The organism is Nonlabens sp. Hel1_33_55 (assembly GCF_900101765.1).
Classification (GTDB): domain Bacteria; phylum Bacteroidota; class Bacteroidia; order Flavobacteriales; family Flavobacteriaceae; genus Nonlabens.
In genome coordinates this window covers 887,742-912,344 of the sequence record NZ_LT627735.1, presented here as the reverse complement: position 1 = coordinate 912,344, position 24,603 = coordinate 887,742, and the positions used below count along the sequence as shown (strand labels likewise).

The window sequence follows — 24,603 nt, the reverse complement described above, 5'->3', positions numbered from 1 at the left end:
TTTTAAATTAATCCGTTATACTTTCTCAGGAACCATTCCGCAGAAAGTAGTAGTAAAATGATAGCTAACAAAACCTTCCAATCAATCAGCGATTCATAAGTCGTTTCGCTTCTTTCCACATCTTGTAGCAAGGTATCACTTAATAACTTGGTCTTAAGTTTTTCGGTTTCCTTTCCGTAAAATATCTGTCGATCAGTAGCGATTGATTGAAGAGACTGATAGTCAGCATTTACAAATTGCTTTTCTATATTGAATTCTAATATGGAAAACGCACCAGATCTACGTAAATTTTCATTGGCAGCCTCTACCGTATAAGAGTAATCTCCAGCAGGTAGACCGCTCAAGTCTACTTGATAGGTATTATTAGAAAGAACAAAAGGTCTGACTAACTGCTCATTGGTTTCATCGTTTGATAGCTGCATGTTCAACACGCCATCTGAGATGAATTCATAGTTTTGGTTCAAATACTGTGCAGAAATCAAAATGCGATCATTCTCAAAATAAAAAGTCCTAGAATCAACATCCAACCGATCCCTCTTTTTATTACTTGCCAAAAACTGTATCTGGGAATTGATCAGATCATCAAAGTTTCTAAAGTCTTTTTCTTGTAAGTAGCTTTGCGATCTCCAGCGCCACAAACCACTTCCTGTAAAAACTGCGTGTTTACTGGTTCCATCTTCATAGGTAAACCACAAGGGCTGATCTGTAGTTACAGAACCAATTTGCTTATACATTAAAACAGATAAAGACTCACGAGCTGTTATTTGACCGAAAGGCGCTGTCACCGGTGGATAATCTTCAAAGTCAAAAGATTCAAGGTTGAAGTTTGGATAGGCATCATTCAAGATAGGCTGCACGTCATCTCGCTGCGGATAATTCTCAATCTGAAAAGCTGCTGTAGTGCGATTTAAAAATCCTAAATCCGGCTTAGGCCCTAAAATGAGCCAAGTGTTTTTTTGCAAAGTTTTTATGGTTGAGTACGCTTTCGCGAAAGCGGAATCCAAACCAAACATTATTACTAGATTATAGTCATTAATATCATAAGCATCTGTGGTTTTCATGATGTCAACGCTGCGCTGCCTATTGGACTCAATAGCTTTCTTTAAAGCGGCAATATCAGGATGTACGATGTTGCTTAGGATCAATATTTTTGATTGTTGATCGATCACCTCGACGGCAAAATCTCTACGGTTATTAGTGATATTTTTCTCGCTGGTGATTGGGTCTACTTGAGCCACCATTATCTGCAATCCAATGGAGTTACTCTTAAGCTGGACATTGATGACAGCAGATGTTTTGTCAGCATCAAACTCCAAACGTTGCTGATGCAAAACCGCATTCCCATTTGTAATCTTGAAATTTGTACTGACGGCAGCTTGACCGGTATAGCTAACAAAGACTTCAACTGGATATTCATTATTGAGATAACTATACCTATTCACATTCACTTGATTGATCCTGAGGTCTGGATATCTGGTTGTATCTCCATAAACGATGGGATAGAGATGAGAATTGCGATCTAAACTGGTGTAGCGATAGTTCTTGCCTAAGGTTTGATTGCCATCTGTCATCAAAACAATAGCCTTATTTCTACCTCTCAACAATTCTTGAGGTTGATCAATGGCATTTGCAATATTGGTAGCTGTTCCATTGAAATTGAGGCTGTCTGATAATGAAATATCCTCTGCAAATTGATAAGTGACTATTTCAAATCTTTCATTGAGATCTGGATCTGTTCGTATCTGTTCCAGATCAATTTCTAATGGGTTACTCGCTTCTAGATTCTCAATCGATTGACTGTTGTCAGTCATTAGGACCAATTGCGGTCTTATTGTTTTGTAGGATTGACTCTCAAATTTAGGACTAATAAAAAGGAGCAAAACGCAAAAAACCGTGATCGCTCTTAAAACGGCAAACCACGGTTTTCTATTCTTTTTACTGCTGGAAAATAAGTAATCATACTGAATCAGTGCAACTACAATTGCAGCAATCACTGCAATAAACAACCAGATCCAGACCATCATATATGTTATGTCAACATGCCACCATCCACATGGAGTGTCTGTCCAGTCACATAGGAACTCAAGTCACTCGCAAGAAAGACACAAGCATTTGCAACATCTTCTGGCGTACCGCCACGTTTGAGTGGTATTGCTTCTCTCCAACTCTGTACTGTTTCTTCATTGAGTGCACCAGTCATTTCAGTCTCGATAAATCCTGGAGCTATGGCATTACATCTAATGTTTCTAGAACCTAGTTCAAGAGCAACAGACTTTGTAAACCCAATGATACCTGCTTTACTAGCTGCATAATTGGTTTGACCTGCATTTCCCTTAACTCCTACCACACTACTCATATTTATGATACTACCGTGACGCTGTTTGAGCATGGTACGTTGTACGGCCTTAGTCATATTAAATACCGATTTCAAATTTACTTCAATAACCTTATCAAAATCTTCTTCACTAATACGCATCAATAGGTTATCCTTAGTGATACCTGCATTATTAATAAGGATATCAATAGATTCAAAATCCTTTGTTACTTGATCGATTAGCTCTTGTGACTCCTTGAAATCTGCAGCGTTACTTTTGTAGGCTTTGGCAGTAACTCCCATTTCCTGCAACTCTTTTTCCAACTCCTTTGCTGGACCTTCAGAACTGCTGTAAGTAAAGGCAACGTTGGCTCCATTTTCTGCAAAAACTTTTGCTATACCACTACCTATTCCGCGGCTTGCACCGGTTATAATTGCATTTTTTCCTTCCAGTAATTTCATCTAGTTTGTAACTATTTTAGTTCGATATTCCTCTTTAAGCAAACCTTCTCTTTCGTACCATTCTTTAAGACCCATGTATTTTGTTCTGGAACCTTTAATGGCAAAATTATCAATCTTGTCTTGTTTGGTTCGCAGCACAAATGCAGAAGCTATTATTTTCTTACGAATTTTATCAAACTCTGTTGGTTCTAGATTTTTTATTGCAATGGCATGACTTGTCATGTCATCGTAAGATAAGGGAGTGCGAGTGGCTTTGAGTCGAGACAAAATGAACTTTCCCCAGATAGATTTCCTACCAGGTTTCTTTTTGTACTTGCGCTTAGGCTTCTCTGATGGAGTTACCTGATTACCGCGATCATTTTGCGGTGATATATTCTCAGCGCTCACCACAGATTGTGATTCAGGAATACCAGTGTCCACATTAGACAATTCATCGAGAACAGCTTTCAGCTCTCCAAGCTTCTTCAATGTTTGTGAATACTCTTGTTGGTAATGAAGTTTCATCTTTACCGCAATTTCATCACTTATTTTGTAGTTCGACATAAAGGGGAAATTTTAATATTTATGACTACAGGTTACTTTCAAACTATTTTGAAAGTACCTCTGCCACTTTTTTACCTATTTCGGCTGGAGAGTCTACTACGTGAATACCAGATTCTCTCATTATTTTCTTTTTGGCCTGGGCAGTATCTTCAGATCCACCTACGATAGCTCCAGCATGTCCCATAGTTCTACCAGCAGGTGCTGTTTCTCCTGCAATAAATCCTATCACTGGTTTTTTATTACCATTTTCTTTGATCCATTTAGCAGCGTCTGCTTCCAATTGACCACCTATCTCACCTATCATAACGATAGCTTCCGTTTCTGGATCATTCATGAAAAGCTCAATGGCATCTTTAGTAGTGGTTCCAATAATTGGGTCACCACCAATTCCAATCGCTGTAGAAATTCCGAAACCTTGCTTTACTACCTGGTCAGAAGCTTCATAAGTTAGAGTTCCTGATTTGGAGACGATTCCAACTTTTCCTTTTTTGAAAACAAATCCTGGCATGATACCAACCTTTGCTTCACCTGGAGTGATCACACCTGGACAGTTAGGACCTACTAGTCTACAATCTTTATTTTTGATATAGTCTGCAGCTTTAACCATATCTGCCACAGGAATACCTTCTGTAATTGTAATAATTACCTTTATTCCTGCATCTGCAGCTTCCATAATTGCATCTGCAGCAAAAGCTGGTGGTACGAAAATGATAGTTACGTCTGCACTTACCCTATCTACAGCTTCTTTAACCGTATTGAAAACAGGCTTGTCTAAATGGCTTTGTCCACCTTTTCCTGGCGTCACGCCACCAACAACATTAGTTCCATACTCGATCATTTGACCTGCATGGAATGTTCCTTCACTACCTGTGAATCCTTGAACAATAATTTTAGAATCCTTGTTTACTAAAACGCTCATTTATATAATTTTAAGTTGAGTATTATTAAATTTTAAATTGCTGGATAACTCGTCTGATGACACGTTGCCAGCTTTCCATCTTTGACTTCCCAAATACTTATGAAGTAGCCTATAGGAACCTCTTCACCTGGGTTTTCAATAGTTCTAGAGTATAATGTATATCTAACAGCTACTTCGTCCTTTTCACTAAGAATGTGACTTACATCATATCTAATACTTTCATAAGATAACGATGCAGATTCAATTAATTCCCAATAACTAGCAAAATCATATACGTTATAACCAGTACTAGAATGCCAATACACCTCCAAATCAGGATGAACAAACTGTTCGTAAACCTCTTTTTTAGAAAAGGAATCTGATTCAAAGAATGATTGTACTAATTTTTTTGCCGCTGCTGACATCTTATTTATTCAATTTACAATATTAAGAAGCTCATTTCAAGGGACCTCTATATTTGAGAGGACTTTAAGTCCCGATTAGCTTTCGATTTTAACTCTTCTATTTCTTTTTTCAATTCTGGAATCTGGCGAATCGCTGCTATCTCCTTATACTTTGATCTAAAATCATCTGCAGGAATACCAAAATAGCTTTTGTTGGGCTCTAATGACTTGCTAACGCCAGCTTTTCCAGATATGACAGCTTTTTTGCCAATTGTAATCCCGCTAGTAATTCCAACCTGACCCCAAATAATCACTTCATCTTCAATAACAACACAGCCTGCAATCCCAACCTGGCTAGCAATAAGCACATGTTTACCCAAAACTGTATCATGACCTATCTGGACTTGATTGTCTAGTTTTGACCCATAACCTATAGTAGTATCTCCAGTAACACCGCGATCAATCGAACAAAGAGCTCCTATTTCTACATTGTCCTCAATCACTACACGTCCATTACTCAATAATTTGTCATATCCAGATTCTCGTTTTTTGTAATAAAAAGCATCAGCACCTATTACGGTTCCAGAATGGATAATAACATTATCGCCTATGATACAGTCGTTATTGATGGATACGTTACTATGAATTATGCAGTTATCACCAATTACCACATCTTTTGAAATAAAGGTGTTGGGCTGGATGATGCTGTTTTTACCAACTTTGTATGAGGTTTGTTCCGCTTTCGCGAAAGCGGTGAACGGTTTAAACTTCTTTGTCAATACATTAAAATCCCGAAATGGATCGTCTGAAATTAACAACGCTTTACCTTCTGGACAATCTACCTTTTTGTTGATTAAAACAGTCGTGGCTGCACTAGCCAAAGCTTTATCGTAATATTTAGGGTGATCCACAAAAACGATATCCCCAGGAGTGACAACATGAATCTCGTTCATACCAGTCACGGGAAAATCTGGTTCACCAACAAACTCACAACCTAAAATAGTTGCTATCTCACTTAGCTTGTATGTGGATGGAAACTTCAATTATTGCTTCATGCGTTCTTGATACGATCCTTTCTCTGTATCAATGCGGATAATATCTCCTTCATTTATAAATAAAGGAACATTCACAGATGCTCCAGTTTCTACAGTAGCAGGTTTTGTAGCGTTTGTAGCTGTATTTCCCTTAAGTCCAGGCTCAGTTGCTGTGACTTCAAGTACGACATACTGCGGCATGTCAACAGATAATGGTGAATTATCCTCGGTATTGATCTGGATGGTTACATTCTCACCTTCTTTCAACAAGTCTGGCGTGTCCAATGAGTTTTCCAACAAACGGATTTGTGAATAATCATCTGTATTCATAAAGTGAAACCATTCACCATCGTTATATAAATACTGGAATTTCTGACTTTCTACTCTAATATCCTCAATCTTGTGACCTGCAGAAAATGTATTGTCCAGCACTTTACCAGTCGTTACACTTTTGAGTTTAGTTCTCACAAACGCTGGACCTTTACCAGGCTTAACGTGCAAGAATTCTATGATCTTATAAATATCGTTGTTGTACCTAATGCACAATCCTTTTCTAATGTCGCTTGTTGATGCCATATGTTAATTACTACCGACGTATCCTCTCATGATACCTCGTTTTGAGTTTTTAATAAATTCTAAAATTTCGTCGCGCTCTGTAGTTGCACTCATTTCTGCTTCAATGATTTCCACTGCTTGGCTCACATTGTAATTCTTTTGATAAAGGATTCTAAATATATCCTGGATTTCTCTGATCTTCTCTAACTCGAAACCACGACGTCTCAAACCTACACTGTTGATTCCAACATAGCTAAGTGGCTCACGACCTGCCTTTACAAATGGCGGTACATCTTTACGGACAAGTGACCCACCAGTTACAAATGCGTGACTACCTACCTGGCAAAATTGCTGAACGGCAGCCATACCAGCCAAAACCACGTGATCTCCAACAGTAATATGTCCAGCTAACGTGCTGTTATTTGAAAATATGCAATTGTCACCCACAACACAGTCATGAGCTATGTGACAATAAGCCATTATCCAACAATTCTTCCCGATGATGGTTTTCATCCTGTCAGTAGTTCCTCTATTTATAGTAACGCACTCTCTAATCGTTGTGCCGTCACCTATAATGGTTTGTGTATCCTCATCATCGAATTTTTTATCTTGTGGAATGGCAGATATCACTGCGCCAGGAAAAATGCTCACATTCTTACCGATACGTGCACCTTCCATGATGGTCACATTTGAACCTATCCATGATCCTTCACCAATGATAACATCATTATGAATAGTAGTAAACGGTTCAATAACGACATTCTTGGCGATTTTAGCTCCTGGATGTACGTATGCTAGTGGTTGGTTCATTATTTGACTTTAGAAATTTGAGCCATGAGTTCGGCTTCTGCGCAAAGAACGCCATTTGCATAAGCATAAGCCTGCATATGGGCAATTCCTCTACGTATAGGGCTAATCAGTTCTGCCTTAAAGATAAGCGTATCTCCCGGAGAAACTTTGCGCTTGAATTTTACATTATCCATTTTCATAAAAAACGTAAGATAATTTTCAGGATCAGGTACGGTACTCAACACTAGGATACCACCATTCTGCGCCATTGCCTCTACTATTAAAACACCTGGCATAACTGGTTGTCCTGGAAAGTGACCCACAAAGAACGGTTCGTTCATGGTAACATTCTTCAAACCAATAACCTGGGTGTCTGTAAGTTTAAAAATTTTATCTACCAAAAGAAATGGTGGTCTATGTGGTAAAACCTCCATGATTTTGACCGTATCCATTAAAGGCTCCTGATGAATATCCACCTGCGGAACGTTATCCCTGATCTCCTTCTTTATATGTTTTGAAAGCTTTTTAGCAAATTGGGTATTTATAAAATGCCCTGGTTTTGTTGCTATTACTTTTCCTCGAATTCTGTAACCTACTAATGCTAGGTCACCTATAACATCAAGCAGTTTGTGTCTAGCGGCCTCGTTAGGATGATGCAACGTCAAATTATCAAGAATACCATTAGGCTTAACCGAAATGTTTTCCTTGTTGAAAGCTTTCTTTAAATTAGACATTGTCTTTTCAGACAATTCTTTGTCTACATATACGATCGCATTGTTGAGATCGCCACCTTGAATAAGACCATGCTCCAATAACATTTCAATCTCATGCAAAAAACTAAAGGTTCTAGAGCTCGCTATATCATCCTTGAAGTTTGAAAGCTTTTGTAAAGTGGCGTTTTGCGTTCCCAGAACTTTCGTTCCAAAATCCACCATCGTTGTTATCTGATAGGAGTCTGCGGGCATGAGAAGAATCTCGCTGCCTGTTTCTTCATCTTTATAGGAAATAACTTCATTCACAACAAATTCCTTACGTTGTGCTTCAAGCTCAACTTTACCGGCTTTTTCTAATGCTTCTACAAAAAACTTAGAAGACCCATCCATTATAGGTGGTTCACTACTGTTTATTTCTATCAAACAGTTATCTATTTCTAAACCTACTAAGGCAGCTAACACATGCTCGCAAGTATTGATTTGCACACCATTTTTGTCAAGAGTTGTACCTCTTTTGGTATCGGTCACATATTGCGCCAAAGCTTCAATAACCGGCTCACCTTCAAGATCAATTCTTTGAAAGGCATAACCGTGATCTGCTGGTGCTGGTTTAAAATTTAGATTTACAGATTTTCCAGTATGTAAACCTACACCGCTTAGTGATACGGCATTTTCAATGGTTGTTTGCTTAAACTCTGTTGCCGTCATTTATGCGTGATTTTTCTCTAACTGTGTTATTCTTTTTTCAATTTTCGGAAGGTTTTTGAAATTCACATAAGATCTATTCCAATCGCCATAATCAAATGCTGGAGAACCTTGAATATTAGAGTTGGATTTAATATTTCGTCCAATTCCTGATTGCGCTTGTATTCCAACATTATCACCTATTGTAAGATGTCCCGCTACACCAACCTGACCACCAATCCTACAATTCTTACCTATTTTTGTACTACCTGCAATTCCAGTTTGCGAGGCGATAACTGTATTTTCTCCTATTTCTACATTGTGAGCGACTTGAATCTGATTGTCAAGCTTCACTCCTTTTCTAATTATCGTACTTCCTAATGTGGCTCTATCGATTGTTGTTAAAGCACCTATATCTACGTAGTCTTCTATAATTACATTTCCTATTTGCGGAACTTTAGAATAACTACCATCATCATTGGGTGAAAAGCCAAAACCATCTGCACCTATGACACAACCAGAATTGATAATCACATGATTGCCAATTACAGATTCTGACATAATCTTAGCACCAGAATAAATCACGCAATTATCACCAATCGTGACATTCTCAGAAATATGAACGTTAGAAAATATCTTGACGTTATTTCCAATTTTTACATTTTCTGCAACATAACTAAATGCACCTAAATATAAATCGTCTTTATAATTGACGCTGTCATGAATAAAACTAGGTTGTTCGACACCATTCTTATTAAGTTTTGCAGCTTGATAGAATTCAAGCAATTTAGAGAATGCTTTATAAGAATCTTTCACCTTGATAAGTGTCGATGACACCTCGTTTTCTGCAACAAAATTTTCATTTACAATAACTGCAGAAGCCTTTGTGGAGTACAAATAGGAAGTATACTTAGGATTTGATAAAAAACTAAGACTGCCTGTTGATCCTTCTTCAATTTTAGACAGTTTGTTGACTTCAATATTGGGATCGCCCACCACGGTTCCCTCTAAAATATCTGCAATCTGTTGCACTTTAAATTTCATTCTAGCAAAAATACTAATTTAACATCAATCTTGAATCTTAGGATAGCAATAGTAATATTTAGTAACAACTTTGGTTAGTGCTTCAAAACTTTGCTCGTTTGTGGCGTCTGTCAATTCTTCCAACGTCCCTTTTTTGTTCAATATTAAAATAGGATTCGCTTTCGCGTAAGCGGAATTACTAATAGTCCCATTGAAAATAAAATAGGATGCTTCTTCATCAGAAAGATTATAGGACTTTTTCAGTTTTTCGATCTTCTTTGTCAGTCTGGTTTTAGATACAGGTTTGTCAGAGATTTTGATTTTCAATAATTGTCTATTAATAATCATTTTGCAGAGCTCACTCAGAACAAAATCGTCTGCTGTCATATTGATTTTTAAAAGCTGTATTACATCGCTGTCGTCAATCCTAGCAAATGCAGGTAAAAAAACCTTTGGGATATTGCTCTTGTCAATCAAAAAATACTGAAGGGTTTCAGGAATTTTTACAGTCTTACCACGTTGAATTAACTCCTCGATGCGCTTGAAAACACTCTGCAGTAGATGCTCTGCTCCTATTCCCGTTTTATGTAAATAAACTTGCCAATACATCAAACGGCGATTCGATAAGAAGCTTTCCACACTGTATAGTGCCTTTTCTTCTACCACTAGCCGGTCGTTCTTAACATTGAGCATGGCAATAAGCCGCTGGCTATTGATGTTACCTTCTGCAACGCCGGTGTAAAAACTGTCTCTTCTCAAGTAATCCAGACGATCCATATCCAATTGGCTAGAAACTAACTCAAGCATAAACGGCCGGTCGTATTCTCCTTTGAATATTTGAATGGCTGTGGTTAAACTTCCGTTAAACTGGTCGTTCAAATCCTCCATGAAAAGCAATGAAATTTGCTCGTGATGTAGTCCTGGAATGATCAAATTTTCCAGTGCGTGAGAAAATGGTCCATGCCCTAAATCATGTAATAAAATCGCTTTATAAAGAGCATCTTCTTCAACATCACTAATGCTAACCGACTTTGATCTAAGGACTTGAACAGCTTTTTGCATGAGATGCATGCAACCAATCGCGTGATGAAATCTAGTGTGATTTGCACCTGGATAGACTAAATAACTCAATCCCATCTGGGTGATGCGACGCAACCTTTGAAAGTAAGGATGTTCTATTAACTCAAATATCTCGTTGCTGGGGACGGAAATAAATCCATAGATAGGATCGTTTAATATTTTAAGTTTGTTCTGCTGTTTCAATAGATGCAAGCGTTTCAACAAATATACAGATATGACGACGATCAAAATACTATGGGTAGATGATGAAGTGGACCTCTTAAAACCACATATTATATTTCTTACAAATAAGGGGTATGAAGTGGATACAAGAGTATCTGGAACTGAGGCAATAGAGGCTATTGAAGAAGAAATTTATGATATAATTCTACTCGATGAGAATATGCCTGGATTGACTGGACTGGAAACCCTTCACGAAATCAAGGAAAAGCAGGCAAATCTTCCCGTGATTATGATCACTAAGAGTGAGGAAGAATATATCATGGAAGAAGCCATAGGTTCAAAAATCGCAGATTATCTGATCAAGCCTGTCAACCCTAATCAGATTTTGCTATCTCTCAAAAAGAATCTGGACCATTCGAGACTCGTTAATGCAAAAACAACCTCTGATTATCAAAGGGAATTCCGCAAGATTGCCATGGATCTTTCCATGATCAATAGCTATGAGGAATGGGTACAGATGTATCAAAGACTACTTTTTTGGGAATTGGAACTTGAGAATGTAGATGATAGCGGCATGTTTGAAATTCTAACAGCTCAAAAAACAGAAGCCAATCAGCAATTCTGCAAATTCATTGATAAGAATTATAAAGATTGGTTTGAAGATGAAGAGGATGCGCCAATTTTGAGTCATCAGCTTTTCAAAAAAAGAGTGGTTCCTCTATTAAAAGAAAAAGAACCGGTTCTATTTGTAGTGGTAGACAACATGCGATATGATCAATTCAAGATGTTCGAAAACATCGTGAACAACACCTACAAAAAGGTGCAGGAAGAAACGTACTGTTCGATTTTGCCAACAGCTACACAGTATGCTCGTAATGCTATTTTTTCTGGCCTAATGCCAGCAGATATGGAAAAGAGACATCCTAACTACTGGCTTAATGATACAGATGATGGTGGCAAAAACATGCACGAGAATGATTTTCTTGAAGCGCAGCTCAAACGTCTGGGATTAAATATCACACATCAATACCACAAAATTACAAACGAACAGAATGGTCGCAAACTAGCCGAGAGCTTTAAAACTCAAAAAGATAATGACTTGACTGTAATTGTCTACAACTTTGTGGATATGCTTTCCCATTCTAAAACAGAAATGGAAGTTATCAAGGACCTTGCGAGTACAGATAAGTCATATCGTTCTCTTACGGTAAGTTGGTTTAAGAATTCGCCATTATTGGAGATGATCCAGCGTGGTGCAGAACTTGGTATGAAACTCGTTCTTACCACGGATCATGGTACCATAAATGTGACCACTCCTAGTAAAGTGATAGGCGATAAAAACACAAGTCTCAATCTGCGATACAAAACCGGCCGCAGTTTGTCTTATGAAGATAAAGATGTTCTGGCAGCCACAGATCCTAATACAATAGGTCTACCTAAGATAAATATGAGCAGTAGTTTCATCTTTGCTAAGGGAGATCTTTTCTTCGCATATCCCAACAACTACAATCATTATGTGAGTTATTATAGAAACACCTATCAACATGGCGGTGTTTCCTTGGAAGAGATGTTAATTCCATTTGCGGTATTCAACCCTAGATAGATGGAATATAGTCTAGAAGAAATTGATAAGGCTGCAGCTTACGTTATCGCTTCCGCGAAAAGTGATAACCTATTATTCGATGCACCCATGGGATCTGGAAAGACCACACTAATTGCAGCGATCTGTAAACAACTAGGCGTAACCGAAAATATATCATCTCCTACTTATAATATTGTTAACCAATATCAAGGGAATAATTATAGAATATACCATTTTGACTTATACCGTATTGAATCAATCGATGAATTACACGATATAGGAGTTGAAGAATATTTCGATGAAAAGTCCCTAAGACTTATTGAGTGGCCATCGCTTATAATTCCAATTATTTCTGATTACCAACATATTAAAATAGATATTATTGGGAAAGATTTAAGAAGTCTAAACGTGAATGATGTAGTTCGTCGATAAACTAATTTATCATTTATTAAATTATTAACTTGATATTATCTTAATAATTACAATTACAACGATAATCTAGATCTTACGTCGATAAATATTTGGTTTGAAGAAAAAAAAGGCAAGTGATCCCTAGTTTTATATCACTTATTTACTTAAACCCTTTTTTAACTTACTTAAACCAATTATTATGAACAACAAATCACTCAAAGCAATCGCCCTAGTTTCACTTTTTGCAGTATCTTTAGCTGCAACTGCTGCAACATCATTTGCACCTGAAACAACCAATGCAAAGAAAATCGACAAAAGATGGATCATCATACCTTCTCGTGGGTAGTATTGTAGCGGTCATTCTGGCCACTACTCCATACTTTTTTTATACTTATGAAGTTGTCCCAACCGGTCCGGATTGGGACAATTTTTTGTTTACATATCACTCGGGATATTATCTAAGAGCTCAAGTAAGTATCTGGACTATAATGGCAAAGTTTATACCTTTTTATTTAATGGTAATCTGGTTTCTAACTTGTAAGCATTGGTGGTATCATTGTATCTTAATTCCAATGGCCATGTTTGCTTTTCAAATGTATAGTGCAATAAATGATGATATCCATATCATGGATGAAGGACAAGAATTAGGCTTCTTAGTTCCCGTTGTAGTTGCGTCATTATCTGCGTCATATCTCGCTAGAACAAAGGTTTTTGATAAGGTTCATGGGATTGACATCTCTGAAATTGAGAACTTCATTAAAAAACCGAGCGATAAATTTTTCAAGTAATTATTCTATATTGCTGACTGCATATTTTACATTATGAGTCACGTTCTCAATCCTTTTACTAAAGACCAGTTGATCCCGCAAGAGGAGCGATTGGAGATTCAACGTACTAAAAAAGAGCTTTTTATAGGTATTCCTAAAGAAGATCAACACGTTGAAAAACGCATTTGTTTAACTCCAGATGCCGTTGCGGCACTTACAGCACACGGTCATCGCATCATCATGGAAAAGGGCGCAGGATTAGGAAGTAGCTTTATTGACAATGAATATCTTGAGGCTGGCGCAGAGTTAACCTCAGATACTAAAAAGGTTTTCTCCTGTCCTACTATACTTAAAGTAGCACCACCATCTTTAGAAGAAATAAAAATGATCAAGCCACAAACGGTTCTGATCAGTGCTTTACAACTTAAAACTCGCAACAAGGAATACTTTGAAAAGCTAGCTGAGAAAAAAATTACGGCCTTAGCATTTGAATTTATTCAGGATGATGAGGGACATTATATCGCAACTGCAGCTCTCAGTGAAATTTCTGGAGTAGCCTCCATTTTAATCGCATCAGAATTATTGAGTAGTGGTCCTAACAGAACTGGTCAGCTTTTCGGGAATATAACTGGTGTACCGCCGGTAGAAGTCGTAATAATGGGCGCAGGAACGGTTGGAGAATTTGCGATTCGTACCGCATTAGGTTTAGGTGCAAACGTAAAAGTATTTGACAATTCAATATCCAACTTGAGAAAAGTCAAAGACAATGTAAGTCAATCCGTATTTACCAGTACGTTGCAACCCAAATATCTTTCTAAAGCACTAAGACGTTGTGACGTAGTCATTGCGGCATTATCCGGTAAGAATCGTGCTCCTGTTGTGGTTTCTCAAACAATGGTGGAAAATATGAAAGCTGGTTCTGTAATCATAGATGTGAGTATCGATATGGGTGGTTGTTTTGAAACAAGCGAACTTACCACTCACGAGAAACCAACCTTTGTAAAATTTGGTGTGACTCATTATTGTGTACCCAACTTACCTTCAAGATATTCAAAGACGGCATCCATTTCCTTAAGCAATATTTTTACGCCTTACATTTTAAACATTGCAGATGATGGTGGGATTGAACATTCTATAAGAATGGACAAAGGACTCAAAAACGGAATCTACATGTATCACGGCATAAATACCAATAAATCTGTTGGTGAGTGGTACAACCTACCTTGCAGCGATGTAAATTTGCTCATCTTTTAAGCAAACTTCATGAATTTTATTAAACGTCTAGGTTTCTACATGGGCGGTTTTGCCATAGGGCTCGTTTTTCTAGTGTTTTTTTTAAGCGGTAAACGCGCTCAATGTAATTGGTTTCCGGGAGATCGTGTCATAGCTGATATCAATAAAAAAAACTCGGTACGATTTTCTCCAGAGTTTAGAGAGCTGCTTTCCAATCGTGAGATAGATACGACCAGCGTTATAATGATTCTTAAATATGGAGACGTTGATTTCTCAAAATCAAATACAGATACAATTCCGTGCAATCGATACTATATTAATGGTCGTAAAGAACTTGCCAAAACTGCTTTGATTGTGACCAACTGCGATCGTTTTGTTCGCGTAGAAGAATTAGTAATAGAAACGAATTAAATATCGCGACGCTCGATTTCTTTATTGATCAAATTTAATTCACGGCCGACCTGCCCAGCTACAGAAGTATTCTCTTGTGCTCTCCTAATTAGGTAAGGCATCACATCTTTTATAGGTCCAAAGGGTAATATTTTGAAGACATTATAATCTTCTTTTGCCAGATTGAACGTTAGATTATCACTCATTCCATATAATTGACCAAACCACACATCACCACTTTTTGGATCAATTCCTTTTTCTTTCATGAACTCAATAGTATCCATCGTACTTTCCTCATTATGTGTTCCTAAACACAATTTAATAGTATCTAGATGATCCAGAATAAAGTTCATGACATCGTTGAACATGTCGTCAGTGGCGGCTTTATCTTTACAAATTGGTGAAGGATAATTCATTTCTGCTGCTCTATCGCGTTCTTTTTCCATGTAGGCACCACGTACAATTTTGGCACCAGCAATAAAATTATTGGCCTTAGCGTTTTGATATAAATTCTCAATGTACTGTAATCGATCCCAGCGGTAGCATTGCACCGTGTTGTAGATGTAAGCTTTTTCTTTGTTGTAACTCTGCATCATATCTCTAATCAGAGCATCAGCAGCATCCTGCATCCAGCTTTCCTCACCGTCAAAAAGTAGCATTACTTCACTATCAACTGCCGTTTTACACAACAAATCAACCCTATTAACGATGCGTTCCCATTCCAATTTTTCTGGGGCGGAAAGTTCTACACCTTCAGACACTTTTTGCCAAATGTAAAACCTTCCCAATCCTGTTGGTTTAACCACTTCAAATGGTAATGCCTGATTAATAGCTGCTGCATGGATCAAAGTCAGCTTCTTACCTACGACGTTATCAAAATCGGCTTCATTTTCTTTTCCTTCAACAGAGTAATCCAGGATAGAACTCACGCCTTTCTCATACATTCTCTCAACCTCTGGCATGCACTCATCTTCCGTCGTACCACCGCAAAACTGATCAAAAATGGTATTCCTGATCAAGCCTTTGATAGGCAAGCCCATTTTCAAACCTATCATGGTCGCCTTAGAACCTAGATTGACCAGCCATTGCTGTCCCATCATTGAAAAAATAAACCGTGACTTCTTCAAATCTGAATCAGACTTAAGGGCAAAAGCCGTCTTTGTATCCTCAAAAAATTGCTTGTTCATGGCGCAAATATAAATGGGAAACCCAGCTCATTTATCATAGAGTTGTACTTTTGACACCTATTTAAGTTCTCATTAAGACTTGTTGTAGAATGGTAGGTAAAAGTTACGCTTTCGCGAAAGCGAACTCATCTCAAAGCCATTGTAAATAACTTGATTCTAGGAGAACATCAACCGTAAGATGACGAGAATGACCTCCATAATAAATGAGACGTATGCCATACATTTTGGCGAAGAGTGTTATGAGCAACTAAATAGCTATGTTGCTCAAAAACTGCCGAGTATCATATTTGTACTGGTTGATGAGAATACCATGCAACATTGTTATGCTAGGTTTATCGCGAGACTGGAAACAATCGCGCCTATTGAGGTGATAGAAATTGAAGCTGGCGAAGAGTTTAAAAATATAGATACCTGTACTGGTGTGTGGAGCGCGCTTATTGAATTAGGTTGCGATCGCAATAGCCTTTTTATAAGTTTAGGTGGTGGCGTGGTCACTGATCTAGGCGGTTTTGTAGCCTGCACTATTAAGAGAGGTATTGACTTTATACACGTGCCTACTAGTTTACTGGCAATGGTAGATGCATCAGTTGGCGGTAAAAACGGCGTGGATCTAGGGAATTTAAAAAATCAGATAGGTGTGATTCAGCCGCCAGCGATGACATTGGTTGATCCAGACTTCTTAGAAACATTACCTCAAAATCAATTGCGCAACGGTAGTTTTGAAATGTTCAAACATGGATTGATTGCAGATCGTATCTATTGGGAAAATATGCTGGCCATTGACTTTGATTTTAGCGATGATACTTTTGAATCCTTGATTTACCAATCCATTATTATAAAGAATGATGTGGTACAAAGCGATCCCTATGAAAAGGATGCCCGCAAATCTCTTAACTACGGTCATACTGTTGGTCACGCGATAGAATCTTTCTGTATGGCGAGCGAAAATCATGAGGATGTACTTCACGGTGAAGCCATTGCCGCAGGTATGATGATAGAATCCTATTTAAGTGTCTTAAATACAGATTTGTCACAAGCAGATTTCAATCAGATTGAGTCTTTTTATAAAAAGTTGGAACTCAAACTTTCTTTTACTGATAAAGACGTGGATCAGATCATAGGCTTGATGGCTCATGACAAAAAGAATGTCAATGGTGAGGTACGATTTGTATTGCTCAATTCTATAGGTCAATATCAAACCGATTGTGTAGTCAACCTGGATGAAATACGTAATGGATTTAAATTGTATCTCAAATAAATAAACTCCTTCCTTTTTATTGTCGATACTGAGATATTTTTATACTTTCCCAAAAAATTGAAACCCTTTAGACTATGAGAAATGTCATCGTAGATTACAAAAAATTAACTCCAGACGTTCTACAGCTTTTAGTAGATCGCTATCCAGATGGTTATGGTGACGATGATGTCATTACTTTCAAAAATCATAAAAACGAAACCATTCATGCCGTCGAGGTTAAAACGGAAGATGTCAAGTATCTTGTAAAAATCTCCCAAAAACTGGAGATGCAAATGGAAGCCTTTGACGTAGATGACTATGACGATGCAGAAATGAGCGATCCAGATGCATTACCAGAAATGGATCCTAACGCCGAAGCTGCAGAGATCGCAGATGAGGAACCGGATGACGAAGAGGAAGATTAGCAATTATTGCAACTTCTTAGTTTTCCATATTAATTTATAAAACCGTCCTCTAATTAGGGCGGTTTTTTTGTGCATCGTTAATGGTAGGAATTTCGAGCGAGAATCTATAAGAGACCATTTGTTTGATACATATCCTCTGTGCCACAACCATATACCGACTAGAATTCACATTGAGCGAAGTCGAAATGCTCGATACTGGTTTAATAGCTTCTCAACATTCACAAAATTGAAAGCCGCTTCTAGCGAGAGTACCACACTGACCTTGTCGAAGTGTCGAGAAGGAGCGTATCGTTATGAAAAAAGCTGGTGGGAAAACCATATCTCGACTGCCGCTCGATATTGGTTTATTAGCTGCATAAATAAACTAAATTGCAAGCCGCTTCTAGCGAGAGCGCCGCACTGAGCTTGTCGAAGTGTCGAGAAGGAGAGATTCGTTCAGCGCAAATCTTTTTTACAAAAAAAATATCTCAACAAGTGTTTGCATTGAGAACAGTTGAAATGCTCCATACGGGTTTACAAACTTTTATGTGACCTACAATTTGTTTCTAGCAGTCATAAAGAAGGAACTCACTATCTAGTTTATAAATCAAAAAAACCATCCGCTAGGATGGTTTTTGAATTCTATTAAGAGAATTATGATTAATTATGCAAGTACAGCCTGTACTTTATCTGCTGCTTCTTTGAACTCGATGGCGCTTTGTACATCCATTCCAGAGTTGTCAATCAGTTCTTTTGCAATTTCTGCATTGGTTCCCTGTAGTCTAACGATCAATGGTACATTCATCGCATCACCCATGCTTTTCTTAGCATCGATGATTCCTTGTGCGACACGGTCACAACGTACGATACCACCAAAAATATTTACCAAAATAGCTTTCACGCCTTTGTCTTTCAAGATGATTTTAAAGGCCTCTTCTACTCTTTTGGCATCTGCGGTACCACCTACATCTAGGAAGTTAGCTGGTTCTCCACCAGATTGTTTAATCAAGTCCATAGTTGCCATAGCAAGCCCAGCACCATTAACCATACAACCTACGTTACCATCAAGGTCTACGTAATTCAATCTAACTTCACGAGCTTCCACCTCAGTTGGGTTTTCTTCACGGATGTCTCTCATCGCTTCCAAATCCTTATGACGGAACAACGCATTCTCGTCCAAAGTGATTTTACAATCCACCGCGATGATTCTCTCATCGCTTGCTTTCAATACTGGGTTAATTTCAAAAAGTGCCGAATCAGATCCTACGTAAGCATTGTAGAGTTTTGAAACGAATTTGGTCATTTCTTTAAATGCCTTGCCGCTCAAGCCTAAGTTAAAAGCGATACGTCTCGCTTGGAAACCCTGCAATCCGTGAGCTGGATCTATCACTTCAGTAAAAATCAAATGCGGAGTCTCCTCTGCAACGGTCTCTATATCCATTCCACCTTCTGTGGAATACATGATCATATTTTTGCCTTGTGCTCTATCTAGAAGTACGGACATATAAAACTCCTCTACTTCTACTTCACCCGGTTCGTATACATCCTCTGCTATAAGAACTTGGTGTACGCGCTTTCCTTCGGCTGAAGTTTGCGGCGTTACAAGATCCATTCCTATGATTTCGCCAGAGATCTTCTTCACATCGTCAAGGCTTTTGGCAAGTTTTACACCACCACCTTTACCACGTCCACCTGCGTGAACCTGTGCTTTGATAACGTGCCATCCGGTTCCGGTCTCTTCAGTCAATTCTTTGGCAGCTTGTACAGCTTCCTCTGGAGTTGTTGCGATTTTACCTCGTTGTATGGTAACACCGTAGCTCGCTAAAATTTCTTTTCCTTGATATTCGTGAAGATTCATATGTATGTTTTGTTACTTAAATGGTTTCCAGCAAAAATAATGAAGCATTGGGCTATTTGGAAATTATTGATCCTAATAATACGTTAGGTTTTTATAGGGATTAGGGATTAGGGATTAGGGATTAGGGATTAGAAGATAGAGAATGGAGAATGGAGAATAGAGAATGGAGAATGGAGAATGGAGAATGGAGAATGGAGAATGGAGAATGGAGAATGGAGAATGGAGAATGGAGAATTTACAAATTCTGTTATGGTTACATGAATTTATCCATACTCAAATCACTTTGCTTCCTAAGATGATCTCAATCCTAGCGAGTCGCTCGTTCTCGACACTTCGACAAGCTCAGGGCAGCGCTGCCGCTCGAACCGGCTTGCTTTGTGCTTTAATTTCATCTTTGTAAACCAGTATCGAGCATTTCGACTACGCTCAATGTGAACTCTAGTCGAGATATAGTTCTTGTTCTAATCTTACTTCATTGCAAATTCCTTTTCTCAACACTTCGACAAGCTCAGTGAGTCGCTGCCGTTCGAAACGAGAATTAATAGTTTTGAATTCTAGAGTTATTTACAGACATTACTAGTTCAGGAACCGCAGCAGGCAGATACTGAAATGAATTGAGCATGACAGTGATAAGTATAAAATCCAAAATCGTGAAACAATGTTGCGTTAGGGATTGAAGTGAAAATCCTTTTATCGCGCCAGCAGCGTGATAAAAGATTGAAACGTAAAGCCCGACCTGAGCCGTAGCGAAGGAAACGCCCTACTTAAAAATAAAACGAACGGTAAAAATAAAACGTGATATATACGGCTTGACTCAAAATGTTTTGCGATAAAGTCAATTATATGGCATCTCCATCCTATTTTTGATCTCTTAATTAAAATTTAATCGCATAACTAATGAATGCACAAGATCTATTAAATGTAGCGCAGGAGCACGGTAGTCCTGTCTATGTTTACGATGCAGACACGATGGTGTCGCAGTATGAACGTTTGACGTCCGCTTTCGCGAAAGTGGAAAACCTTAGAATTCACTACGCTGTAAAGGCGTTGTCAAACATTTCTATCTTGAAGCTTTTTAAACAGTTAGGCGCCGGACTCGATACCGTGAGTTCACAGGAAGTGCAGTTGGGTCTTGCTGCTGGCGTGGATCCATCAAAAATTATCTACACACCAAACGGTGTTTCACTCGAGGAAATTGAGAAAGTCGCCGGTATGGGCGTGCAGATCAATATTGACAATTTATCTATTCTGGAACAATTTGGTGCGAAGCATCCCAAGGTTCCTGTTTGTGTGCGTATCAACCCGCACGTGATGGCTGGTGGTAATGCTAATATTAGTGTAGGTCACATCGATTCTAAGTTTGGTATTTCCATACATCAGATTCCGCATTTGTTGCGTATTGTGGAAAATACTGGGATGACCGTGAATGGTGTGCATATGCATACGGGTAGCGATATTCTGGACATAGGCGTATTCTTATATGCGACGGAAATCCTTTTTGAAACGGCAGCGAAATTTAAGGATCTGGAATTCATCGATTTTGGCTCTGGATTTAAAGTACCTTACAAAGAAGGTGATGTGTCGACGGACATTGAGGAACTGGGCGAGCAATTGTCTGGTAGGTTCAATGATTTCTGCAAATCGTACGGCAAAGATATTGCGCTTGCTTTTGAGCCAGGTAAGTTTTTGGTTTCGCAGGCTGGACATTTCTTAGCTCAAGTGAATGTGATCAAGCAGACGACGAGCACGGTTTTCGCTGGTGTGGATTCTGGTTTCAATCACTTGATCAGACCTATGTTGTACGGTTCCTACCACGGCATTAAAAATATTTCCAATCCAGAAGGTAAAAACCGATTCTACAGCGTGGTTGGATACATATGTGAAACGGACACGTTTGCACAAAACCGACAAATAAGCGAGATCGGCGAAGGCGATATCCTTGCTTTCTCAAACGCTGGTGCCTACTGCTATTCTATGGCAAGTAATTACAACAGCCGATACAGACCTGCAGAGGTACTATGGCACAACGGCACCGCACACTTGATAAGGGAGCGTGAAACGATGGATGATATCTTAAGAAATCAGGTTGAAGTTGAGTTGGAGATTGGTGCTGAAGCTGTAGAAGCCTAAACAGATATGTCATGCTGAATTCATTTCAGCATCTGCTTGTTGTTTAATTGAATGTTTGTAGAACTCTCGATCCTTTGTTGGGTTGGGAGTTTTTTGTTGAGATTGAAAAATATTTTATATTGATAGAATTTTATTCCAAATAATCTCTATCTTGATCTGGAGCAGAATGAACCGAAATGACCACTATAGATCGCATCCAAAACGAATTCATTTCCTCATGTATACAGCTAAATGCATCATCATTCTTGCCATTCTTAATGAAGAAAAACGTTTTAGTGGGTATGCCAAACAAAACAAGGTTTTACTGCTTCTTCAAATACATGCTTCACTCTGTTGATGAATTCTCTGAAGGATTCTTGAGTTGTTCCACAAAACAAATCAAACATCCATGTTCTGAAAGATTTTACTTGAATTTCCACGACAGAACTCATGAAAATCCAGTTTTAACGGTTGAAGTAAATATATTTGACGAAAGGATAAGGTTTGATTTATTACCATTCTAAATGTAAACTTTGAAAAAATGATGAATTGAATTAATCACATAAGTATGATTACCTTTTACATCCAGCTTCAAAATACCATTAGATTTCATGAAAGTATTTATAACAAATTTCAACGCAAATAGAATAGTTTCTAATTTAAGACATAATTTCTACTATCCCGATGATGCTAAACTTATAAAATTATTTAAATGGTTGAATGTTCGAGAACGAAGTGTTCTCTATTCCTACTATTTTCTCTACAACGATCCAAATAAGTTATTAAGGCAGTATCGAAAAATTAAAAGTCACAAGAATGAATATGTTTACGAAAGTCAGCCTTCGTTTCATTTAACAAAAGAGTGTAAACTTTTGAGTGCCTCCTACAACAATTTTGAAATTCCGAAATCAATTATTGAACAAGGAATTGAAAAGATTGAAGAATACAGAAGTTTTTTTTTAGAAAATAAAAAAATGTTGGAAGATCAATCTGAACTATTTAATGAGAGAATTAGATGGAAATTCAATCTTGATGAATTGCCTCAAAAAATATCGTTTGATAATTCAGGATATACTGAAAAAACAAATTACGATCTCGATGATCTTCGAAAAAAGATAAAAGTGATACTTAGGAAAACTCAAGAATTAATTAATTCTTCGAGAAAGAATGAAATAATTATAAGTAACTACGGCGAAAATTCTTTTTTGATTAAAAAGGACACCGTTAAAGAATTCAATCATATTGATTACAGTATAAGTGAGATTTTAGAAGTGCTCAAAAAATTTCACAATGAATTTAAAGAACCCTATAAAAAATATATGCAGGAATTATTTCGATTTACATCTAATCCAGAGTTGGAGTTTGATAGTACTATATTAGAACAGCTTGGACTTTCTCTATGTCCATCGTGTGAGAACAGTAATGCCTTAGATCACATCTTAATTACGGAATAATTACGACTATTAGACTAAATTCTTTTGACAAAAAATTGAAAATATAACTCTTGAGATGACTATTGTCTAGCGAATAATCAAGGGAATTATCATTCTAATAAAGTTTAAAATAACCAACAAACTAAAAATCGACATCGTATCAGACTTAGTATGCCCATGGTGCACCATAGGTTATAAGCGAATCGAAAATGCGATCAAGGAAATAGAAATTTAACAACCTACCTTCTCAGCATTGCCAACTAGACCATCCAAATTCCTACAATCCACTTCACTTAATTATCATATCTTACTTATAATCTGATAATTATATGAATCATGATTTTAAGATACTTCTCAATAGCTATACTTACGCTACTACTTTTCGCTTCCTGCGATGAAGATGATGACACCATTTCCATAGGACTACTTGCAGAACATCGCGGTGTTTACATCAATGATTTTTATACCGCTGGAATCTTGGGCAATGATGCGCTGGAAGATGATCTGCTCGCTTGGGTAGATGTGAATGATTTTACTGATATCTATCTATACAACATTGGTGATGCATTAGGTGATGGACTGGATGATGATCTCAGAGCCTTTGTCAACAAAGCCCATAACGAAGATCCTTATGTCAAGGTTTCATTTGTATCTGCAGGATTTGGTGATTCCTTCTCTGAGATTGAAGGCTATCACGATGGTAGAAAAGATAGCAGGCCAGACGGAATCGTTAGTGAGATCGAATTCTGGAATGGCACCATGAATTTTACAGACAATTACGAGCCTTGGATCGATCGATTGAACGATCTGAAATTCACGCCACCGCCAGGTCAGCCTGTACCGCTCAATCCTGGTGTAACTCGGCAATTTTATATTGGAAAAATCAAAGATCCTGGTTTGCCACCTAGCTTAGCTATTGCAAAAGACTTAGTATTGAATCATGACGAGATCTTTTTGACTAATTACCATACAGACGCTTGGAATTTATCTGGCTCAATTGAAGAAAACTCGATAGTCAATAAACTCAATCTGTTGGCTCAGGCTGGTCTGGAACTCAATCAACAAGTCAACATAGTCATTCTATTCAACGTCAATCAGAGTTCGCTAGCTCCAGAAATATGGAATTACTTTGCAGAGACTGCTATGGATCATGAGTTTGAAGAAGCCTTTGTTGAATGGAGCAACGATTACCAGGCAAGTACTGACATTACTAACAAGGAGTTTTTGAATATCAAAGGCTTTGGTATTTACAGATATACTGATGCTTTGAACGCAAGGCCTTAGGCGTTTCCTAGAAATGTGCGACTCTGCTTACCTCCTATTGTGCTGGC

25 protein-coding genes and 1 pseudogene are annotated in these 24,603 nt (G+C 37.9%); 12 read left to right on the top strand and 14 right to left on the bottom strand.

The genetic code is table 11. The features are described from left to right. Positions 1-2: 2 nt before the first annotated feature. From BLO34_RS03935 to BLO34_RS03885, 11 genes are read right to left on the bottom strand one after another with little or no spacing between them, the layout of a single operon-like run. Positions 3-2,024 (bottom strand): hypothetical protein, encoded by a 2,022-nt coding sequence (locus BLO34_RS03935; RefSeq protein WP_231959553.1) that lies wholly within the window; start codon positions 2,022-2,024, stop codon positions 3-5. Between the two features lie 5 nt (positions 2,025-2,029). Beyond that, positions 2,030-2,776, bottom strand: a complete 747-nt coding sequence (gene fabG, locus BLO34_RS03930; RefSeq protein WP_090752775.1) for a 3-oxoacyl-[acyl-carrier-protein] reductase — start codon at positions 2,774-2,776, stop codon at positions 2,030-2,032. Continuing rightward, a complete protein-coding gene (locus BLO34_RS03925) occupies positions 2,777-3,319 on the bottom strand; it encodes a hypothetical protein (RefSeq protein WP_090752771.1) in 543 nt (180 codons plus the stop codon). Between the two features lie 43 nt (positions 3,320-3,362). Further along, positions 3,363-4,238 carry a succinate--CoA ligase subunit alpha gene (sucD, locus tag BLO34_RS03920; protein WP_090752769.1) on the bottom strand — a complete coding sequence of 292 codons (876 nt, stop codon included), beginning with the start codon at positions 4,236-4,238 and terminating at the stop codon, positions 3,363-3,365. Between the two features lie 32 nt (positions 4,239-4,270). Beyond that, complete coding sequence (locus tag BLO34_RS03915; protein ID WP_090752767.1) at positions 4,271-4,642, bottom strand: nuclear transport factor 2 family protein; 372 nt, start codon at positions 4,640-4,642, stop codon at positions 4,271-4,273. Between the two features lie 47 nt (positions 4,643-4,689). Further along, positions 4,690-5,664 carry a UDP-3-O-(3-hydroxymyristoyl)glucosamine N-acyltransferase gene (locus tag BLO34_RS03910; protein ID WP_090752765.1) on the bottom strand — a complete coding sequence of 325 codons (975 nt, stop codon included), beginning with the start codon at positions 5,662-5,664 and terminating at the stop codon, positions 4,690-4,692. Further along, positions 5,665-6,231, bottom strand: coding sequence for an elongation factor P (gene efp / locus BLO34_RS03905; RefSeq protein WP_090752763.1), 567 nt, complete (start codon positions 6,229-6,231; stop codon positions 5,665-5,667). 3 nt (positions 6,232-6,234) lie between these two features. Continuing rightward, positions 6,235-7,020: an acyl-ACP--UDP-N-acetylglucosamine O-acyltransferase gene (gene lpxA / locus BLO34_RS03900; RefSeq protein ID WP_090752761.1), complete on the bottom strand. Its 786-nt coding sequence runs from the start codon at positions 7,018-7,020 to the stop codon at positions 6,235-6,237. Continuing rightward, positions 7,020-8,420: a bifunctional UDP-3-O-[3-hydroxymyristoyl] N-acetylglucosamine deacetylase/3-hydroxyacyl-ACP dehydratase gene (locus BLO34_RS03895; protein WP_090752758.1), complete on the bottom strand. Its 1,401-nt coding sequence runs from the start codon at positions 8,418-8,420 to the stop codon at positions 7,020-7,022. The genes lpxA and BLO34_RS03895 overlap by 1 nt, the downstream gene beginning before the upstream one ends. Continuing rightward, positions 8,421-9,440 carry a UDP-3-O-(3-hydroxymyristoyl)glucosamine N-acyltransferase gene (gene lpxD, locus BLO34_RS03890; protein WP_090752756.1) on the bottom strand — a complete coding sequence of 340 codons (1,020 nt, stop codon included), beginning with the start codon at positions 9,438-9,440 and terminating at the stop codon, positions 8,421-8,423. It abuts the gene before it with no gap. A 24-nt stretch (positions 9,441-9,464) separates the two neighbouring features. Further along, the gene (locus BLO34_RS03885; RefSeq protein ID WP_090756424.1) at positions 9,465-10,682 is read right to left on the bottom strand and encodes an HD domain-containing protein; all 1,218 of its coding nucleotides are present in this window, start codon (positions 10,680-10,682) and stop codon (positions 9,465-9,467) included. A 31-nt stretch (positions 10,683-10,713) separates the two neighbouring features. On the opposite strand from BLO34_RS03885, the gene BLO34_RS03880 reads away from it, so the two are divergent. Together BLO34_RS03880 and tsaE are read left to right on the top strand one after the other, a co-directional pair. Beyond that, the gene (locus BLO34_RS03880; protein WP_090752754.1) at positions 10,714-12,264 is read left to right on the top strand and encodes a bifunctional response regulator/alkaline phosphatase family protein; all 1,551 of its coding nucleotides are present in this window, start codon (positions 10,714-10,716) and stop codon (positions 12,262-12,264) included. Then, positions 12,265-12,675 (top strand): tRNA (adenosine(37)-N6)-threonylcarbamoyltransferase complex ATPase subunit type 1 TsaE, encoded by a 411-nt coding sequence (gene tsaE, locus BLO34_RS03875; protein ID WP_090752753.1) that lies wholly within the window; start codon positions 12,265-12,267, stop codon positions 12,673-12,675. Positions 12,676-12,810: 135 nt separating this feature from the next. Here the strand turns inward: tsaE and BLO34_RS14660 are convergent, their stop codons facing one another. Then, positions 12,811-12,984, bottom strand: a complete 174-nt coding sequence (locus tag BLO34_RS14660; RefSeq protein WP_172823935.1) for a hypothetical protein — start codon at positions 12,982-12,984, stop codon at positions 12,811-12,813. A 248-nt stretch (positions 12,985-13,232) separates the two neighbouring features. On the opposite strand from BLO34_RS14660, the gene BLO34_RS14705 reads away from it, so the two are divergent. Genes BLO34_RS14705 through BLO34_RS03860 form a run of 3 tightly spaced genes read left to right on the top strand, consistent with a single transcriptional unit; the run spans position 13,233 to position 15,065 of the window. Next, on the top strand, positions 13,233-13,442 hold the full coding sequence (locus BLO34_RS14705) for a hypothetical protein (RefSeq protein ID WP_231959552.1): 210 nt from the start codon (positions 13,233-13,235) through the stop codon (positions 13,440-13,442). 33 nt (positions 13,443-13,475) lie between these two features. Further along, on the top strand, positions 13,476-14,675 hold the full coding sequence (locus BLO34_RS03865; protein WP_090752748.1) for an alanine dehydrogenase: 1,200 nt from the start codon (positions 13,476-13,478) through the stop codon (positions 14,673-14,675). Positions 14,676-14,684: 9 nt separating this feature from the next. Further along, positions 14,685-15,065, top strand: a complete 381-nt coding sequence (locus tag BLO34_RS03860; RefSeq protein WP_090752746.1) for a DUF4258 domain-containing protein — start codon at positions 14,685-14,687, stop codon at positions 15,063-15,065. Here BLO34_RS03860 and BLO34_RS03855 read toward each other — a convergent pair. Beyond that, positions 15,062-16,231: a proline dehydrogenase family protein gene (locus tag BLO34_RS03855; RefSeq protein ID WP_090752744.1), complete on the bottom strand. Its 1,170-nt coding sequence runs from the start codon at positions 16,229-16,231 to the stop codon at positions 15,062-15,064. The genes BLO34_RS03860 and BLO34_RS03855 overlap by 4 nt on opposite strands. A gap of 187 nt (positions 16,232-16,418) precedes the next feature. Here BLO34_RS03855 and aroB point away from each other — a divergent pair, with 187 nt between their 5' ends. Next, complete coding sequence (gene aroB / locus BLO34_RS03850; RefSeq protein ID WP_090756422.1) at positions 16,419-17,489, top strand: 3-dehydroquinate synthase; 1,071 nt, start codon at positions 16,419-16,421, stop codon at positions 17,487-17,489. Positions 17,490-17,563: 74 nt separating this feature from the next. Beyond that, positions 17,564-17,893, top strand: a complete 330-nt coding sequence (locus BLO34_RS03845) for a hypothetical protein (protein ID WP_090752741.1) — start codon at positions 17,564-17,566, stop codon at positions 17,891-17,893. Between the two features lie 643 nt (positions 17,894-18,536). On the opposite strand, the gene sucC is transcribed toward BLO34_RS03845, so the two are convergent. Beyond that, entirely contained in the window at positions 18,537-19,730 is a 1,194-nt protein-coding gene (gene sucC, locus BLO34_RS03840; protein ID WP_090752740.1) for an ADP-forming succinate--CoA ligase subunit beta, read from the bottom strand. 149 nt (positions 19,731-19,879) lie between these two features. On the opposite strand from sucC, the gene BLO34_RS14655 reads away from it, so the two are divergent. From BLO34_RS14655 to BLO34_RS03825, 5 genes and pseudogenes are all read left to right on the top strand, one after another. After that, positions 19,880-20,029: a hypothetical protein gene (locus BLO34_RS14655; RefSeq protein WP_172823951.1), complete on the top strand. Its 150-nt coding sequence runs from the start codon at positions 19,880-19,882 to the stop codon at positions 20,027-20,029. 598 nt (positions 20,030-20,627) lie between these two features. Then, the gene (lysA, locus tag BLO34_RS03835; RefSeq protein ID WP_090752737.1) at positions 20,628-21,860 is read left to right on the top strand and encodes a diaminopimelate decarboxylase; all 1,233 of its coding nucleotides are present in this window, start codon (positions 20,628-20,630) and stop codon (positions 21,858-21,860) included. A gap of 590 nt (positions 21,861-22,450) precedes the next feature. Next, positions 22,451-23,293 (top strand): hypothetical protein, encoded by an 843-nt coding sequence (locus BLO34_RS03830; protein WP_090752734.1) that lies wholly within the window; start codon positions 22,451-22,453, stop codon positions 23,291-23,293. A 109-nt stretch (positions 23,294-23,402) separates the two neighbouring features. Further along, positions 23,403-23,504 (top strand): annotated as a pseudogene (locus BLO34_RS14700) (DsbA family oxidoreductase); the annotation flags it as partial. Positions 23,505-23,608: 104 nt separating this feature from the next. Then, a complete protein-coding gene (locus tag BLO34_RS03825; RefSeq protein ID WP_090752732.1) occupies positions 23,609-24,556 on the top strand; it encodes a hypothetical protein in 948 nt (315 codons plus the stop codon). Positions 24,557-24,603 lie beyond the last annotated feature (47 nt).